General features: G+C 46.7%; 12 protein-coding genes. 4 read left to right on the plus strand and 8 right to left on the minus strand.

All coding sequences use genetic code 11. From position 1 onward, the window contains the following. Positions 1 to 3 precede the first annotated feature (3 nt). Positions 4 to 1416: a phosphoglucomutase/phosphomannomutase family protein gene (locus NB504_RS00550; protein WP_064624434.1), complete on the plus strand. Its 1413-nt coding sequence runs from the start codon at positions 4 to 6 to the stop codon at positions 1414 to 1416. Positions 1417 to 1522: 106 nt separating this feature from the next. Here the strand turns inward: NB504_RS00550 and NB504_RS00555 are convergent, their stop codons facing one another. From NB504_RS00555 to NB504_RS00580, 6 genes are all read right to left on the minus strand, one after another. Continuing rightward, on the minus strand, positions 1523 to 2551 hold the full coding sequence (locus NB504_RS00555) for an ABC transporter ATP-binding protein (RefSeq protein ID WP_017048375.1): 1029 nt from the start codon (positions 2549 to 2551) through the stop codon (positions 1523 to 1525). Next, the gene (locus tag NB504_RS00560; protein WP_258428076.1) at positions 2551 to 4176 is read right to left on the minus strand and encodes an iron ABC transporter permease; all 1626 of its coding nucleotides are present in this window, start codon (positions 4174 to 4176) and stop codon (positions 2551 to 2553) included. Before NB504_RS00560 ends, NB504_RS00555 begins: the two co-directional genes overlap by 1 nt. 100 nt (positions 4177 to 4276) lie before the next feature. Continuing rightward, entirely contained in the window at positions 4277 to 5290 is a 1014-nt protein-coding gene (locus NB504_RS00565) for a Fe(3+) ABC transporter substrate-binding protein (protein ID WP_258428077.1), read from the minus strand. A gap of 140 nt (positions 5291 to 5430) precedes the next feature. Further along, positions 5431 to 6660 (minus strand): ammonium transporter, encoded by a 1230-nt coding sequence (locus NB504_RS00570; protein ID WP_026027365.1) that lies wholly within the window; start codon positions 6658 to 6660, stop codon positions 5431 to 5433. A 27-nt stretch (positions 6661 to 6687) separates the two neighbouring features. Continuing rightward, a complete protein-coding gene (locus tag NB504_RS00575; RefSeq protein WP_010317537.1) occupies positions 6688 to 7026 on the minus strand; it encodes a P-II family nitrogen regulator in 339 nt (112 codons plus the stop codon). 191 nt (positions 7027 to 7217) lie between these two features. Then, positions 7218 to 7604, minus strand: coding sequence for a YacL family protein (locus NB504_RS00580; protein ID WP_010317535.1), 387 nt, complete (start codon positions 7602 to 7604; stop codon positions 7218 to 7220). Between the two features lie 81 nt (positions 7605 to 7685). Here NB504_RS00580 and NB504_RS00585 point away from each other — a divergent pair, with 81 nt between their 5' ends. From NB504_RS00585 to NB504_RS00595, 3 genes are all read left to right on the plus strand, one after another. Continuing rightward, positions 7686 to 8831 carry a sugar diacid recognition domain-containing protein gene (locus NB504_RS00585; protein WP_017048371.1) on the plus strand — a complete coding sequence of 382 codons (1146 nt, stop codon included), beginning with the start codon at positions 7686 to 7688 and terminating at the stop codon, positions 8829 to 8831. 133 nt (positions 8832 to 8964) lie between these two features. Further along, positions 8965 to 10230, plus strand: coding sequence for a GntP family permease (locus NB504_RS00590; RefSeq protein WP_013857655.1), 1266 nt, complete (start codon positions 8965 to 8967; stop codon positions 10228 to 10230). 20 nt (positions 10231 to 10250) lie between these two features. Next, entirely contained in the window at positions 10251 to 11390 is a 1140-nt protein-coding gene (locus tag NB504_RS00595) for a glycerate kinase (protein ID WP_094133032.1), read from the plus strand. A 212-nt stretch (positions 11391 to 11602) separates the two neighbouring features. On the opposite strand, the gene acnB is transcribed toward NB504_RS00595, so the two are convergent. Both acnB and NB504_RS00605 read right to left on the minus strand, forming a co-directional pair. Continuing rightward, complete coding sequence (gene acnB / locus NB504_RS00600; protein ID WP_094165873.1) at positions 11603 to 14200, minus strand: bifunctional aconitate hydratase 2/2-methylisocitrate dehydratase; 2598 nt, start codon at positions 14198 to 14200, stop codon at positions 11603 to 11605. A 246-nt stretch (positions 14201 to 14446) separates the two neighbouring features. Continuing rightward, positions 14447 to 16705 carry a patatin-like phospholipase family protein gene (locus NB504_RS00605; RefSeq protein WP_258428081.1) on the minus strand — a complete coding sequence of 753 codons (2259 nt, stop codon included), beginning with the start codon at positions 16703 to 16705 and terminating at the stop codon, positions 14447 to 14449. Positions 16706 to 16737: the final 32 nt, after the last annotated feature.

Raw genomic sequence — 16737 nt, forward strand, 5'->3', positions numbered from 1 at the left:
ATTATGATCAAATTTGGTACAGGTGGCTGGCGCGCCTTTATTGGTGAAGAGTTTACCAAAGACAACGTCTGTCTAGTGGCTCAATCACTTGCCAACATCATTAACCACGAAAATGTGGCTAACAACGGGTTCGTTATCGGCTACGACCGCCGCTTTCTTTCTGACAAAGCCGCACGTTGGTTTGCGCAAGTCTTAGCAGCGAATGGCGTGGTGGTAAGCTTTATCGATAAGTTTGTTCCCACCCCAATTGTGATGTTCAAGGCCAAAGAGATGAATTGCGCCTATTCGGCGTGTATTACGGCATCCCACAACCCTGCGGACTACAACGGCATTAAAGTGTTCATTGAAGGTGGACGAGACGCTGATGAAGTGATCACACAAAAGATTGAACAACAAATCGCGTCACTGACGCTTGCCGATGTAAAACACGTCGAATTTGAACAAGCGCTGCAAGATAAATCGATTGTCATCATAAATCCAATGAATGAGTTTGTGGATTCAATCATCAATTTTATCGATATTGAAGCGATCAAAAAAGCCAACCTGCGTGTGTTGATTGACCCTATGTTTGGCGTCGCGAAAAATGCATTGCAGACGGTTCTGATCAATGGCCGCTGCGATGTGGATGTGATCAATGATGGCAAAAACCCCGATTTTGGCGGTTTAATGCCTTCCCCTAATGCAGCGACGCTTTATCGTCTCAAACATTTAGTGGCCGCAGAAGGTTACGATATTGGGATAGGTACCGACGGTGATGCAGACCGACTTGGTATTATTGATGAGAAAGGCAACTTCATCCATCCTAATGAAGTACTGATCCTGCTTTACTACTACCTGCTTGAATATAAGGGTTGGAAAGGCTCCGTAGTGCGTAACATCGCCACCACCCACCTGCTGGATAAAATTGCCGCTGACCACGATGAGAAAAGTTTTGAAGTCCCCGTTGGCTTTAAACACATCAGCTCACAAATGGAAGCGGATGATTCACTGATTGGTGGTGAGAGCTCCGGCGGTTTAACCATTCGTGGACACATCAAAGGTAAAGATGGGGTTTTTGCATCGAGTTTGTTGGTTGAAATGATCAGCGTGACAGGTAAAAAACTCTCCGAATTACTGGGGGAAATTTACGCGAAATACGGTTACGCCTACACCGCAGAAGGTGACTGCAAATTTAAAGCCGCACAAAAAGAGCCGTTGTATAACAAAATCTACGTTGAGAAACAGTTGCCTCAATTTGAGTATGAGATTGAGAAAGTCAGTTACGAAGACGGAGCCAAAGTCTACTTTAAAAACGGCGGCTGGGTTATTGCTCGTTTCTCTGGCACTGAACCATTGCTACGCATTTTTGCCGAAATGGCGGATAAAGACACTGCAGAACGTGTTCTTCAACAGGTGAAAGATTTTCTATCGTTATAGCTTTTACCCACTTCGACTCAAATTTGAGTCGCTATACCCGCACAGTATGAAGAGGTTGTAGGTATATCGATGAAGAACACTTGCCCGGCGTCATGCCGGGCTTTTTTTAAAAAGCCAACACACCTTGCGTATCAATGCTGACTGCAACATTTTGCCCAACGCTCAACGGCTGTGAAGAACTCGCCAGCAACTTACTGCCATACGCATCAATCACATAACGGCAGTGATCGCCCATAAATTGCTGCTCTAACACGCGGACTTTGCTCTCTTGCTGCGCACTAATTTGAATGTGTTGTGGCCGCAGTAGTAATTCGCATTTGGCTTCAAGCTCAATGGGTTGCTGAGCTTTGGCGTCAACTACACCTAAATCGGTCTCAAATTGCCATTCTGAAATTCGTTTGGCGCTTAAATAACTTCCACCACCTAAGAAATCGGCCACAAATTTACTCGACGGTTGGTAGTACAGCTCTGATGCGGTACCATATTGCTCAATCACACCGTGGTTCATTACCGCCATTTTATCAGCAAAAGCAAAAGCTTCTTCGCGGCTATGGGTCACAAAAATAGCCGTCACACCCTGCTTTTTAAAAATGTTGCGAATTTCACCGATCAACTCATGGCGAACTTGGGTATCGATGTTGGAAAACGGCTCATCAAGCAGGAGTAGATCCGGTTTATACGCCAAGGAGCGAGCAATCGCCACTCGCTGCTGCTGCCCACCTGATAGTTGATGAGGATAACGATCCCCCAGCTCAGCTAAGTGCACTAATGCCAACATCTCTTCGACTTTTGCTTTGCGCTCGGTTTGAGAGAGTTGACGCAATCCAAACGCGATATTTTCCGCAACAGTTAAGTGAGGAAACAGCGCATAATCTTGGAAAATCATCCCTATGTTTCGCGCTTCCGGTGGCAACCAATGTTGACCATCGTCAATCGTCACACAATTAAGGCTCATCACCCCAGAGCTAAGCGGCAGCAAACCCGCAATAGCTTTCAATAAGGTCGTTTTCCCACAACCACTTGCTCCTAATAAACAGACGATTTCTCCCTGTTTGACTTCCAGCGACAGTGATTGTAAAACCGTTTGGTTTTCATATTTGCAAGTCAAATCATGGATAGACAGCGCACAACTCATCAGTGATTTTGCTCCAGTGAACGGTTAACGACGATAAGTGGAATTAAACCAACCGCGACCAAGAGTATCGCAGACAAAGCAGCCACTTCTAATTGTTCATCCGATGCGTAGTTATAAACATAGGTCGCCAAGGTTTCGAAATTGAACGGACGCAATAACAAAGCGGCATTCAGCTCTTTCATTGACTCAATAAACACCAACAACCCAGCGATAAGCGTACCACGGCGGATCAATGGCAGATGAACTCGCCACAGCATAGCGTTCGATCGATAACCCATAGTTCGAGCCGCCATATCCAAAGAAGGTGAGACTTTATTGAGGCTACTTTCTATGCTACCAATCGCCACGGCCGAAAAACGCACCACTAAAGCAAAAATAATAGCAAACATCGAACCAGAAAAGATAAGACCCGGTCGCCCCCATTGCATCGCTTTAGCAACATCATTGACCCAATGATCCATAAACAGTACCGGAACCATCACACCAATCGCTAGCACGGTTCCGGGAACCGCATAACCCATAGAAGACAAGCGCATAAACGCTAAAGTCACCCCGTTGGCGTTCAACCGATGGCAAAAATTCACGACCAAAGCAATCAACACCGCCACCAGCGCTGTCGTCAACGAAACCGTTAAGCTATTGATCGCAAAGTCTTGGAACTCCGAAGTCCAACTTTTCGAAAAATAATGATAAGCGAATGAGGCCAACTGCAATAAAGGCAGAAGAAACGCGAGCGCAACTAGCCCCCAACACCAACACAAAGCGGCCCATTTTTTCCAACCTTGCAACTGATAGCGAAAATCTTCATGGCTGTTAAATTGGCTTTGAAATAATTTCTGTTTACGACGACTATAGCGCTCTGCGCTCAGCAGTAATAATACAATCACCAACATGATGGCGGATATTTTCGCTGCCGCATTCAAATTAGAATAACCGAGCCAAGTGTCATACACCGCAGTCGTTAGGGTATTAACGGCAAAGTAACTCACCGTACCAAAATCACCCACAGTTTCCATCGCCACTAAGGAGAGGCCAACCGCCATCGCGGGCCGTGCAAGCGGTAGTGAAATCAGACGAAAACTCTGCCACGGAGAGCATTTTAATAGACGAGCGGATTGCAATAAGGAGACGTTTTGTTCCATGAATGCTGCACGGCACAGTAGGTAAACATATGGATAAAGCACCAGCGCAAGCACAATGCTTGCCCCGCCCAAACTGCGAATGTCGGGAAACCAGTAATCACCTGCGCCCCAGCCAGTAAGATCTCTAAGTAACACTTGCACTGGGCCTGCGTAGTCAAACCAACCGGTAAAGATGTAACCGATAATATAGCCGGGCATCGCAAGTGGTAACACCAAAGCCCATTGTAAAATGCGTTCGGTAGGCAGCCTACACATCGCCATTAACCAAGCACTGGGAATGCCAAATAGCAAAGAAAGCCCCATCACACTGAACGTTAATACGACGGTATTAAAGGTATAGGTGGGCATCACTGTTGACATGAGATGAGAAAAAACCTCATCACTTTGTCCCGCAGCGGTAATAAAGATGGCTAAGATCGGCAAAACCAGTAGCACAGTGACACTGGCACTACTGGTTTTCCATAATGTATTTTTTTCTTTCATTGCCTAATTACAATAAGGCTCACTGACACATAAATGCGTTTGCAAATACATCTCATGCCCCTTCAATAGAATAGGGGCACTGTTATACCCCTAGAACCGATTAAAGGTCAAATTTCACTTCATCAAGCAGCTTAATTGCCGCGGCATGTTTGTCGGCAATTTTTTCGAGCGGCAGTGGATCCGCTTTAAAATCGCCCCATGAAGCGACTAGTGCAGAACGCTCAACACCTGCTTTTACTGGGTATTCAAAGTTGACGTCAGCGTACATGTGCTGTGCTTTATCGCTGGTCAAAAACTCCATCAGCTTAACTGCGTTTTCTTTGTTAGGCGCGTACTTCGCCATCGCCATACCACTCACGTTAACGTGCGTGCCTTGCGCATTCTGGCCGGGGAAGTTGATGTAGACGGCTTCAGCCCATGATTTTTGCTTCTCATCAGCTAACATTTTCCCTAAATAATAGCTATTACCCAATGAGACATCACACAAACCTTCTTTAATCGCTTTAACTTGGTCACGATCATTACCTTGAGGCTTACGTGCTAAATTTGCTTTGACACCTTCAAGCCAAACTTTAGTGCTCGCTTCGCCTTGCTCTGCAATCATGGATGCAACCAGCGCCACGTTGTAAGGGTGCTTACCACTACGAGTACAGATTTTGCCTTTAAATTCAGGCTTAGCGAGGTCAGCGTAGTTGAAGTCATCACCCAGCTTGCCTACGCGATCGCGTGATGAATAGACGCTACGGGTACGCACAGTCAGTGCAAACCACTCGTCTTCGCTATCGCGATATTGGGCAGGAATGTTAGTTTCAATGGTTTTGTTATCCACCGCCTGGACTAAACCTTTTTCAGATAACTCAAAAAGACGGCTAAATTCTGAGGTTAAAATCACGTCTGCAGGGCTGTATTCACCCTCTTGTACCAATTTCTCAGCAATCCCTTCTTTCGCAAACTTCACATTCACTTTGATGCCCGTTTGTTGAGTGAACTCTTTAAACATCGGCTCAATCAAAAATGGTTGGCGGTATGAGTAAACGTTGACCTCCTCTGCCGCCATCGCGCTCGGAGCCATCACACTACATGCCATCGCAGACAGAGTAAGCAGTTTCTTCATTTCTAGTTCCCTTTAAAATTGGTAATGATAATGTTTATCAGTTTCGTTATTATATTGATGATGGATTGAAAAACAATTCAATCAATAAAAAAACCTGCCTTAATCGGCAGGTTTCTAGGTAGGTTATCTGTAAGGAAATATTACTTTATTGTGACAAATTCTGGGTAGGCCCCCACCCCACAGTCGTGCATATCCATCCCTTCTAACTCTTCTTCTTCCGAAACTCGAATGCCTATCGTTGCCTTAAGGATGCCCCAAACCACAAGGCTTGCACCAAATACCCAAGCGAAAATCACTGCGGCTCCAAGTAGTTGAGCGCCAAAAGTCGCATCAGTATTGCTGATTGGCACAACCATTAAACCGAACAAACCACATACGCCATGTACTGAAATTGCGCCCACAGGATCGTCAATTTTCACTTTATCAAGGGCAATAATGCTAAACACCACCAACACACCCGCTACGGCACCAATTGCTACTGCATACAGTGGTGATGGAGAGAGAGGATCAGCGGTAATAGCCACTAACCCGGCCAACGCACCGTTGAGCACCATGGTTAGATCCGCTTTACCCCAAGTGGTTTTACACACTAATAGAGCCGCGATAGAACCCGCTGCTGCAGCGGCATTGGTGTTGAGGAAGATCTGACCCACCGCTGTCGCGTTTTCAAAATCAGACAGCATTAGTTGTGAACCACCGTTAAAACCAAACCAGCCAAACCACAGGATAAATGTACCCAAAGTCGCAAGTGGCATGTTGGAGCCCGGAATAGGGTAAATTTCACCATTTTTACCGTATTTACCTTTACGTGCTCCCAACAAGATGACCCCAGCTAGCGCCGCCGATGCACCCGCTAAGTGAACAATACCAGAGCCTGCAAAATCACTGAAACCGGCAGCAGAAAGAAAGCCACCGCCCCAAGTCCAATAGCCTTCCATTGGGTAAATGAATGCGGTCAAAACGACGGAAAAAATAAGGAACGACCACAATTTCATTCGCTCAGCGACAGCGCCAGAAACCACCGACATCGCGGTTGCCACAAACACCACTTGGAAGAAAAAGTCTGATTCAAGGGAGTGATCCGCGCCTTCTGCTTGGCTACCTATCAAGGAGCCGAATGAAGGCAGCCAGCCTGCTTCTGCGTTATCAACATACATAATGTTGTAACCAACCACTAAATACGTGGTACAGGCAATCGCGTACAAACAAAAGTTTTTGGTTAAAATTTCAGTGGTGTTTTTAGAACGGACTAAACCCGCTTCTAACATGGCAAAGCCAGCTGCCATCCACATCACCAACGCACCCGAAATTAAGAAAAAAAACGTATCGAGTGCGTAACGTAGCTCTGTTACCGTTGCTGCTAATTCCATAATGGTTATCTCCAATCCTTTGAATCTTTACAGTGCTTCACTGTCCATTTCGCCAGTGCGAATACGCACAGCTTGGCTGAGGTCATACACAAAAATTTTTCCGTCACCAATTTTTCCGGTGTGCGCCGCTTTGATGATCGCCTCTATCACGCGATCGACATTTTCAGCTTGTGTCGCTATTTCTAATTTCACTTTAGGCAGAAAATCGACTTGATATTCCGCGCCTCGGTAGAGCTCGGTGTGCCCTTTTTGGCGACCAAAGCCTTTCACTTCGGAAACCGTCATCCCTTCGATGCCGACATCGGCCAAAGCTTCACGCACATCGTCTAACTTAAATGGTTTAATTATCGCGTTGATCAGTTTCATTGCATCCTCTCACAAGCAGTAGTCCGTTTACGATCAATACAATCCAAGCTGCGTGCCAACTTTTTAAACCAATGTTTTTAAAAGATTTTTAACCATTTCCTATGCCAAAAAGAAAAGGGTTGCACAAATGAGGTGCAACCCTTTCCCACAAATAAAGCGAAGTGTTTAATCTTCACCAGTTTTGTGCAGCGCTAAGTGAAGTCCGCAGGTGAGTAACGTACAAATTCGCACCACTGCTTGATCATCAAAGCAAAATCATCAATGCCGCAGCTTGCGGTGCTTTCACAATCGTAAAAATCAAACTCACTGTCACTATCAAGCGCTTCACCATGCGTCAAAACATTGGCCTGAACCGTGACCTCATCGGCAAGAATCATCACGCTGATTTCCTGCCCCTCAAGCGTCTGCTCTTGATTAAATGCACGTTTCGATGCTGCCATTAGCGCAATAACTTGATCTATTTTGGGAAGATCGTTGCTGATCTCCTCTTGTAGCCAACGGCCAATAATTTCGTGCCCCATCGAAAAAGAGCAGTAATAGCTCCCATCTAGGGTGTTTTTTTTAAATTCGTAGTCCATCGGGTTCTCGATATTGGTGCTTGGGGATACGGATAACTTTGTTATTATCGGTGATTATGGCTAACGAAACCACTTGAGATTATGCAGATCACAGAAACCACCGCACGCCAGATTGTAGAAAGAGCGATGAAGATCATCACTTATTCAGTCAACGTAATGGATGAAAAGGGACGCATTATTGGCTCAGGTGATCCCACTCGTTTACACCAGAAACACGAAGGGGCGATTTTAGCCATCAATGAAAATCGAGTGGTTGAAATTGATCATGCCACCGCCAGTTACCTAAAAGGCGTTAAACCCGGCATCAATTTCCCCATCATTTATCAACAACGGGTGATCGGCGTGGTTGGAATTTCCGGTAACCCAACGGAGGTTCATCGTTATGGCGAACTGGTCAAAATGACGGCGGAGCTTATCGTTGAACAAGCTGCGCTGATGGCACAAGTACAGTGGAATAAGCGCCACCGTGAAGAGCTGCTATTACAACTAATTCAAGGTGCAACTCTCAATGAAACACAGCTCAATTCAATCGCCGAACGATTAGGGCTCGACCTTTCCCAGCCGCGTATCGCTGCCGTGGTCAAATTGATCCCAGATAACGATACCGCCTTATCGCTAGAACACTTACAGCAGTTAGTGCATCTGCTGGAATACCCTGAACGGGACAATTTGGTGGGGATCATTTCAGTTTCTCACAACGAAGTGGTGGTTTTAAAACCCATCTCACTCACCGAAAAAGGTTGGTCACAAGAGGCCGAAACGAAACGAGTCAATCAACTGTTGAAGCGAGTGAAAAAAGAGGGCAAATTCACCATCAAAATTGCACTAGGTGATTATTTTCCAACGCTCTCAGGGCTGGCTCAATCTTATCAAACCGCCAAGTTGACGATGCAAGCCTCCCACCATAAACAGGGAGACGTCTTCTTTTATCAAGATGATAAGTTACCTGTACTGCTCAATAGCGTACAGCATGAGCCATGGAGCCGCGAGCAGTTACGCCAACCCTATACCCTGCTGGAACGGTATGACACTAAGGGAATATTAATTAAAACCCTCCGCCATTATTTTGAGCAAAACTGCGATGTCCATCAAACTTGCCAAGCACTGCATATTCACCGTAATACCTTGCGCTATAGGCTTGAAAAAATTGAGCAAGTAACCGCTTTAAAATTCAATCAGTTAAATGACATTACTCACCTTTATTTGGCTTTATCTTGCTTCAAATAAAAACATAAAATTGTGCATTTGCACAATTAATCAGTCGCGTCAAAGCCAGTAATCTGTGCAATAGACTGAAGACTCTTTTATTTTTGCTCCCTATATTGCAGCCAATCACTGATAAAAAATATGGATATAGAAGATGATTGAAGTTTCAACTCTCGGAGCTCTGGCCGCATTAGTCGTGGCTATCACGCTCATTCTAAAAAAAGTACCACCCGCCTATGGCATGATCATCGGCGCGTTGGTCGGTGGCGTGATCGGCGGTGTATCGCTGACCGACACCGTTGCTCTGATGATTGGTGGCGCACAAGGCATTGTGACCGCAGTACTACGCATTCTTGCAGCAGGTATTTTGGCTGGTGTATTGATTGAATCAGGCGCTGCCACTTCCATTGCAGAAACCATAGTGAAAAAGGTTGGAGAAACTCGCGCTTTATTTGCCTTGGCCTTAGCAACCTTAATTTTGACTGCGGTCGGCGTGTTTGTCGACGTGGCAGTAATCACCGTATCTCCTATCGCTCTGGCGATCGCTCGCCGTGCCGATCTCTCCAAGGCGGCCATTCTGCTAGCGATGATTGGCGGCGGTAAAGCGGGTAACGTAATGTCACCTAACCCTAATGCGATTGCCGCAGCCGACGCGTTTAACGTGCCACTTACTTCTGTAATGGCGGCGGGTATTATTCCTGGGATCTGCGGGCTTATTGTGGCTTACTTGATTGCCAAACGTTTAGTCAATAAAGGAAGTAAAGTCTCTGCCAGTGAAGTCGTTGCGGTGGATCATTCTAGGCTACCCCGCTTTAGCTCAGCGATCATCGCACCATTAGTGGCGATTGTGTTACTCGCACTACGCCCTATCGCTGGCATCAATGTGGATCCTTTAATTGCACTCCCATTAGGCGGATTAGTCGGTGCGGTCGTGATGGGACGATTTGCAGACACTAACCACTTCGCGGTTTCAGGTTTAACACGCATGGCTCCGGTTGCGGTTATGCTGCTTGGTACTGGTACTTTAGCCGGCATCATCGCCAATTCAGGTCTTAAAGGCGGTTTAATCGAAGTACTGACCGCTTCTGGGTTACCTTCTTACCTGCTTGCACCGATCTCAGGTGCAATGATGTCACTGGCAACCGCTTCAACCACCGCAGGTACAGCCGTTGCCTCCAGCGTCTTTAGCTCCACTATACTCGAACTAGGCGTACCCGCACTGGCAGGGGCTGCCATGATCCATTCAGGTGCGACCGTACTTGATCATATGCCACACGGTAGTTTCTTCCACGCCACGGGCGGAGCGGTACATATGGACATTCGTGAGCGTCTCACCTTAATTCCTTATGAATCGGCAGTAGGTTTAGTGATTGCCTTCATTTCTGTGATGATTTTTGGCGTATTTGGTCTGTTTGTTTAACGCAGTTAAGGTGTTAAAAAATGAAAATTGTTATTGCTCCAGATTCTTATAAAGAGAGCCTAACGGCAATGGAAGTCGCCACCGCGATAGAGAATGGATTCAAACAAGTGTTGCCCGATGCGCACTACATTAAGTTACCGATGGCTGATGGCGGCGAAGGGACGGTCCAATCACTGGTTGATGCCACTAATGGATCGATTGTTACCACAACGGTGACGGCGCCGCTAGGTGAACAAGTCGAGGCTTTTTATGGCTTAATGGGTGATGGTAAAACAGCGATCATTGAGATGGCGGCCGCATCGGGCTTACACCTGGTGCCGCCAGAGCAACGCAACCCAATGAACACCACAAGCTACGGTACTGGTGAGCTGATTAAAACCGTGCTCGATCAAGGTGTTGAACACATCATCATCGGCATTGGTGGCAGTGCAACCAACGATGGTGGCCTCGGCATGGCGCAAGCCCTCGGCATTCAACTGCTTGATTCAGATGGCAATCCATTAGGCTTTGGTGGCGGTGAATTGTCAAAACTGGCCTCGATTGATCTCACACTACTGGACCCACGTTTAGCCCGCATCAAACTGGAGGTCGCCTGCGATGTCGATAATCCACTGTGCGGCGTACAAGGCGCTTCGCACGTCTTTGGCCCACAAAAAGGAGCAACACCCGAGATGGTCGCGCAACTTGATGCCAACCTTGCGCATTATGCAAACATCATCAAAACGCAATTAGGTCGTGATGTGAAAGAGATGCCGGGTGCTGGCGCGGCAGGCGGTTTAGGTGCGGCGCTGGTTGGTCTACTAGGAGCGAGCCTTCGTCCGGGCATTGAAATTGTGATGGATGCCGTGAACCTTAGCGATGTGGTAAAGGATGCCGATTTAGTCATCACTGGGGAAGGACGCATTGATAGCCAAACCATTCACGGTAAAACGCCAATCGGTGTTGCGCGCACTGCCAAACTTTTTTCCGTGCCAGTGATCGGCATTGCAGGCTGCTTGTCAGCAGACTGCGCCGTTGTTCACCCACATGGCATTGATGCGGTATTCAGTGTCGTTCCACGCTCGGTCGACTTGCCTACAGCCCTTGCCGAAGCGGCGCAAAATGTAGAAATGACCGCGCGTAATGTCGCGTGTGTTTTTAGCTTGTCTTACCGGCAATAACTATTTCGCTGAATACCATATGACGTTCACGCTCATTTTAACTCCATTGAAAGAACAACGTTATGAATTATGGGGCAAGTCATTGTTGGCGGAGCATTGCAGCCACCAATCGAACTTAATCTAATGTTATTTCAGCATTGAGTGAGAAGCTAGAATGGTAAAAAGCCACCGAATCGGTGGCTTTTTTATTAGGAGGTTAGCTTGGATAGCTCTTACACCGCTTGCTGGACAATCACACTGTCTGCTTTTTTAGTGTATTGCGCCATACGATGGAAGTTGAGGTAGCGATAGGTGTCAGCTGCAGTTGCGTTGATCTGCTTCGCGTACTCTAAGTACTCTTCCAGTGTCGGAATGCGGCCTAAAATGGCACCCACGGCCGACAGCTCTGCCGAAGCAAGGTAAACATTCGCGCCGGTCCCTAAACGGTTCGGGAAGTTACGAGTCGAAGTCGACATAACGGTCGCTTTATCGGCAACACGCGCTTGGTTACCCATGCATAACGAACATCCTGGAGTTTCAATGCGTACCCCAGCGCGACCAAAGATGCCGTAATAGCCCTCTTCGATAAGCTGATCTTTGTCCATCTTAGTCGGTGGCGCAACCCACAAACGCGTATCTAACTGACCATTGAACTTCTCAAGCAATTTACCTGCCGCGCGGAAGTGACCAATGTTGGTCATACAAGAACCGATGAAGACTTCATCAATAGGCGTACCTTGTACATCAGAAAGTAAGCGCGCATCGTCTGGGTCATTTGGCGCACATAAAATCGGCTCTTTAATCTCAGCAAGATCAATCTCAATCACATGTGCGTATTCTGCATCACTATCCGCTTGCATCAACTCAGGATTGGCTAGCCACGCTTCCATCGCCGTAATACGACGCTCAATAGTACGGCGGTCACCATAACCTTCGGCGATCATCCACTTCAACATAGTGATGTTAGAGTTGAGGTACTCTTCAATTGAGGCTTGTGACAATTTAACCGTACAACCTGCAGCACTGCGTTCTGCCGAGGCATCAGAAAGTTCAAACGCTTGCTCAACCGTTAAGTGCTCAACCCCTTCGATTTCTAGCACACGGCCAGAGAATTCGTTAATTTTCCCCGCTTTCGCCACTGTAAGCAGGCCTTGCTTAATCCCGTAATAAGGAATCGCGTGCACTAGATCGCGCAGCGTGATGCCCGGCTGCATTTCACCTTTGAAACGCACCAAGACAGATTCTGGCATATCCAGTGGCATCACACCCGTTGCGGCCGCAAAAGCAACCAAGCCAGAACCGGCTGGGAATGAAATGCCAAGCGGGAATCGTGTATGCGAGTCACCACCAGTACCGACGGTATCAGGTAACAACATACGGTTTAGCCATGAGTGAATAACGCCATCACCCGGACGCAGTGAAACACCGCCACGGTTCATGATGAAATCAGGCAAGGTATGGTGGGTATTCACATCAACAGGCTTTGGATAAGCCGAGGTATGACAGAAAGATTGCATGACTAAGTCAGCAGAGAAACCGAGACACGCCAAATCTTTCAATTCATCACGTGTCATCGGGCCCGTGGTATCTTGCGATCCAACCGTGGTCATTTTAGGTTCGCAGTAAGTCCCAGGACGAACACCCGTCACGCCGCATGCTTTACCGACCATTTTCTGAGCCAGTGTATAACCTTTGCCTGTATCAGCCACTGCAACTGGGCGACGAAATACTGTTGACGCTTCTAAGCCTAGTGCTTCGCGTGCTTTATCCGTTAAACCACGACCAACGATCAGTGGAATACGGCCGCCAGCGCGCACTTCATCAATCAATACATCGGTTTTAAGCTTGAACGTAGCAAGTACTTCGCCAGTGTCGTGGTTGCACACTTTGCCTTCAAATGGGTAAACATCAATCACATCCCCCATGTTGAGTTTGGTAACGTCAACTTCAATCGGCAACGCGCCGGCATCTTCCATGGTGTTGAAGAAGATCGGTGCAATTTTACCGCCGAGCACGTAGCCACCCGCGCGTTTATTGGGCACAAATGGGATGTCGTCACCCATAAACCACAAAACAGAGTTAGTCGCGGATTTACGAGACGAGCCTGTACCGACCACATCACCCACATAGACTAGCTGATGGCCTTTCTCTTTTAGAGCTTCGATTTGAGTGATAGGGCCAATGCTGCCTGCTTTATCAGGTTGAATGCCTTCACGTTCATTTTTCAACATAGCCAGTGCGTGCACTGGAATATCTGGCCGTGACCATGCATCTGGCGCTGGTGACAAATCATCAGTGTTGGTTTCACCAGTAACTTTAAATACGGTTAGCGTGATCTTCTCTTGAAGCGCCAGTTTTGAAAGGAACCATTCCGCGTCTGCCCATGATTGCAACACTTTTTGTGCATGTGCATTACCCGCTTTTGCTTTCTCTTCAACGTCATAGAACGCATCAAACATCAGTAGAGTACGCGATAGTGCATCAGCCGCAATCGGTGCCAGCTCAGCATCATCAAGCAATGAGACTAGCGGCTCGATGTTATAACCACCTTGCATAGTTCCGAGTAGTTGCGCAGCTTTTGCGCGGCTCACTAACGGTGAAGAGACCTCACCTTTAGTGATGGCGGTTAAAAAGCCCGCTTTAACATAAGCGGCCTCATCCACACCGGGAGGAATTCGATTTTCAAGGAGATCAAGCATGAACGCTTCTTCACCTTGAGGGGGATTTTTCAACAGTTCAACAAGTCCTGCGACTTGTTCAGCATTTAGGGGTCTAGGAACAACTCCTTCGGCAGCACGCTCTGCGACGTGTTTACGGTAGGCTTCAAGCACGACTTTTTCCTCTCATTGCGGTTTACCCCATTATTATTGACATGATGGGCAAACATCCTTGGAAACTTGGCTCTCCATTGCCAGATATTTTTATGTAATCAGCGGCAGAGAGGCCAAACTGTGGGACGAAGAATAGCAAATTTAACTTTAAATTAAAATCTTATCATTTTGACCAACATAGCAACTTAAGACTAAAGTTCTATGATTTTTGAGTCACTTACCGCCCACTTTTCAGCTCAATTCTCGCTAAAAGGTAGTGCCAATACTCAAGTATATCGAATCAAAATTATCTTCGGTTCGACCATAAGCAAACATAATCGGTCCAATCGGTGAATCAACCCCGGCAAACACCGATCCCGCACCGTATAATGGGGCGGTATCAAAGCTTAGATCAGGATCAGACCATACACCGCCGTATTCTATTGATGCACCGACATAAAATGGGGAACTGAACAGGCCAAAGTCATTATCAAACCAGCGATAACGATACACCAAACTGGTGAACGCTTTATTCTGTCCAATCAAGCTGTTACGAGGAATACCTGATAAATTTAAGAAACCACCAATCGATTTAGGGTTTATCGGTTCACTGGAATTTTTACTTTGCACCACACCGTAATCAAGATTACCGACCAAAGTATGCCTGCCAAGGCTATAAGCAGCGATTAATTCACCGGAAAATTCATACACGGTATCGTTTGATTCAAGATCGGAAGAGACGCCAGAAACTTTATCGTGCGATGCAAGATACTCAAGATCAAGATAAACACCATGGGTAGGCAAGCTGAAGTCATCTAAGGTATCAATGCGGTAGTTAGCAAACACACCAGCACGGGTGTAATCCATATTTCCCATGGATGGCCAATTTGAGACTTCAGCCTCCCCATCGGTATAGCGGATCCCTACCTTAAACTCTCGCCATAATTTATCTTGATAACCAAGCGACAATTCTCCAATCCATTCTAAATAGCTGATCGGCAAATAATCTTTACTGGCTTCTAGACTGGTGTCATCAAACCCTTGCATTGGCTTATTACGTTTATCATTGCTAAACGAAATCAAAGCTGAGGTAAACGCTTTTTGCCCTGAGAACAGAGGAGAAAAAAGCTCCGCTTCGATGATCTTATCGGTGCCCATTTCTAAATTGAAACGTAATTCTGAACCAAACGAATTTAAGTTAGTGAAATTGGAAGAGATACCCAGCGCATACTGACTATCCGTATGAAAATCATCTTCTAAGAAAAAGCGAAAATTGAGGTAATTTGGCCCCCAAGATTTCTCTTTTACATCGATGACCAGTTGGTTCTTTCCTTCAAATTCTCGGTATTCATAGGTCACTAACTCAAAGCGATCCAATGCATAGAGATTTTCGACCGTCGCTTCAATCTGCTCGGTTGATAGCGGTTGTCCTGTCTTTAAATGTAAACGGTTTTTTAACAATTGATCGCTGTAATGACTGCGGTTGTTGAGTACGATTTCATCAACCTGCACATCATCGCCATAAATTAAAGCCCTGCGGCGAGCTTGTTTTGCTTCCACATAGCGTTGATAACTAGCACTCGATAATGACAACGAAGTCAATACCGATTGGTTCGCCATTGCAATCTCATACCCTTTTTCATAAGCGGTAGGCATTTTATCAAATTCAGTGGTTTCCATACTGCCGACATCAGGGCGTAAAAAGACATCTTGCTCATTCAATAAACGTGCTTGTTTTTGAGTGCTTCTTTGTACGAGATAGTTGGAAAGCTGATCGGCTACCGTCAAAAAGGTGGTGAAAGCTTCTTGGTTTTTGTAATCGGTACTGATATCTATCGCGATAACAATATCAGCCCCTAAGGCACGTGCAACATCAACAGGCATGTTATTGGTCACACCGCCATCGACTAACCAACGACCATTAACTTCGTAAGGTGGCAGTGCTCCGGGTACTGACATACTCGCCATCATCGCATCCACTAAATAGCCACGATCCAACACTACTTCCTCAAGAGCAATGATATCAGTGGCTACCGCGCGATAAGGGATAGGCAGTTGGTCAAAGGACTGAAATTCAGAGAGATTGCCCGACGTTTCTCGCAAAATACGCAACATATTCTGCCCTTGCACCACACCGCGTGGTGCGCGGATCTCCCCCCAACGCAGTCCAAGGTCGGTGGTCAGTTGATAGCGGTCTTCGTACTCTTTATCCCGAACACGACGTTGGCTACGGTTGACCCGGTCACGATAACCTTCATTCCAATCTACGCTGTAAATTAAACTTTCAATTTCATCGGCGCTCATACCACTGGCATAGAGGCCGCCCACATAAGCGCCCATGCTGGTACCAGTAATGAAATCAACGGGGATGCGCATCTCTTCCAGCGCTTTGAGAACGCCAATGTGCGCTGCACCTTTTGCACCTCCTCCCGCAAGAACGACGGCAACTTTGGGACGCACAGCACTGTCCAGCATAGGTTTTTCAGCTTGTGGCTCATCAGCCACCGCGAAAGTCGCAGGAAACATGAATACCAAGAACAATAAGTTACTTAAAAACT

Source organism: Vibrio sp. RM-69-4 (assembly GCF_024743775.1).
GTDB lineage: Bacteria > Pseudomonadota > Gammaproteobacteria > Enterobacterales > Vibrionaceae > Vibrio > Vibrio anguillarum.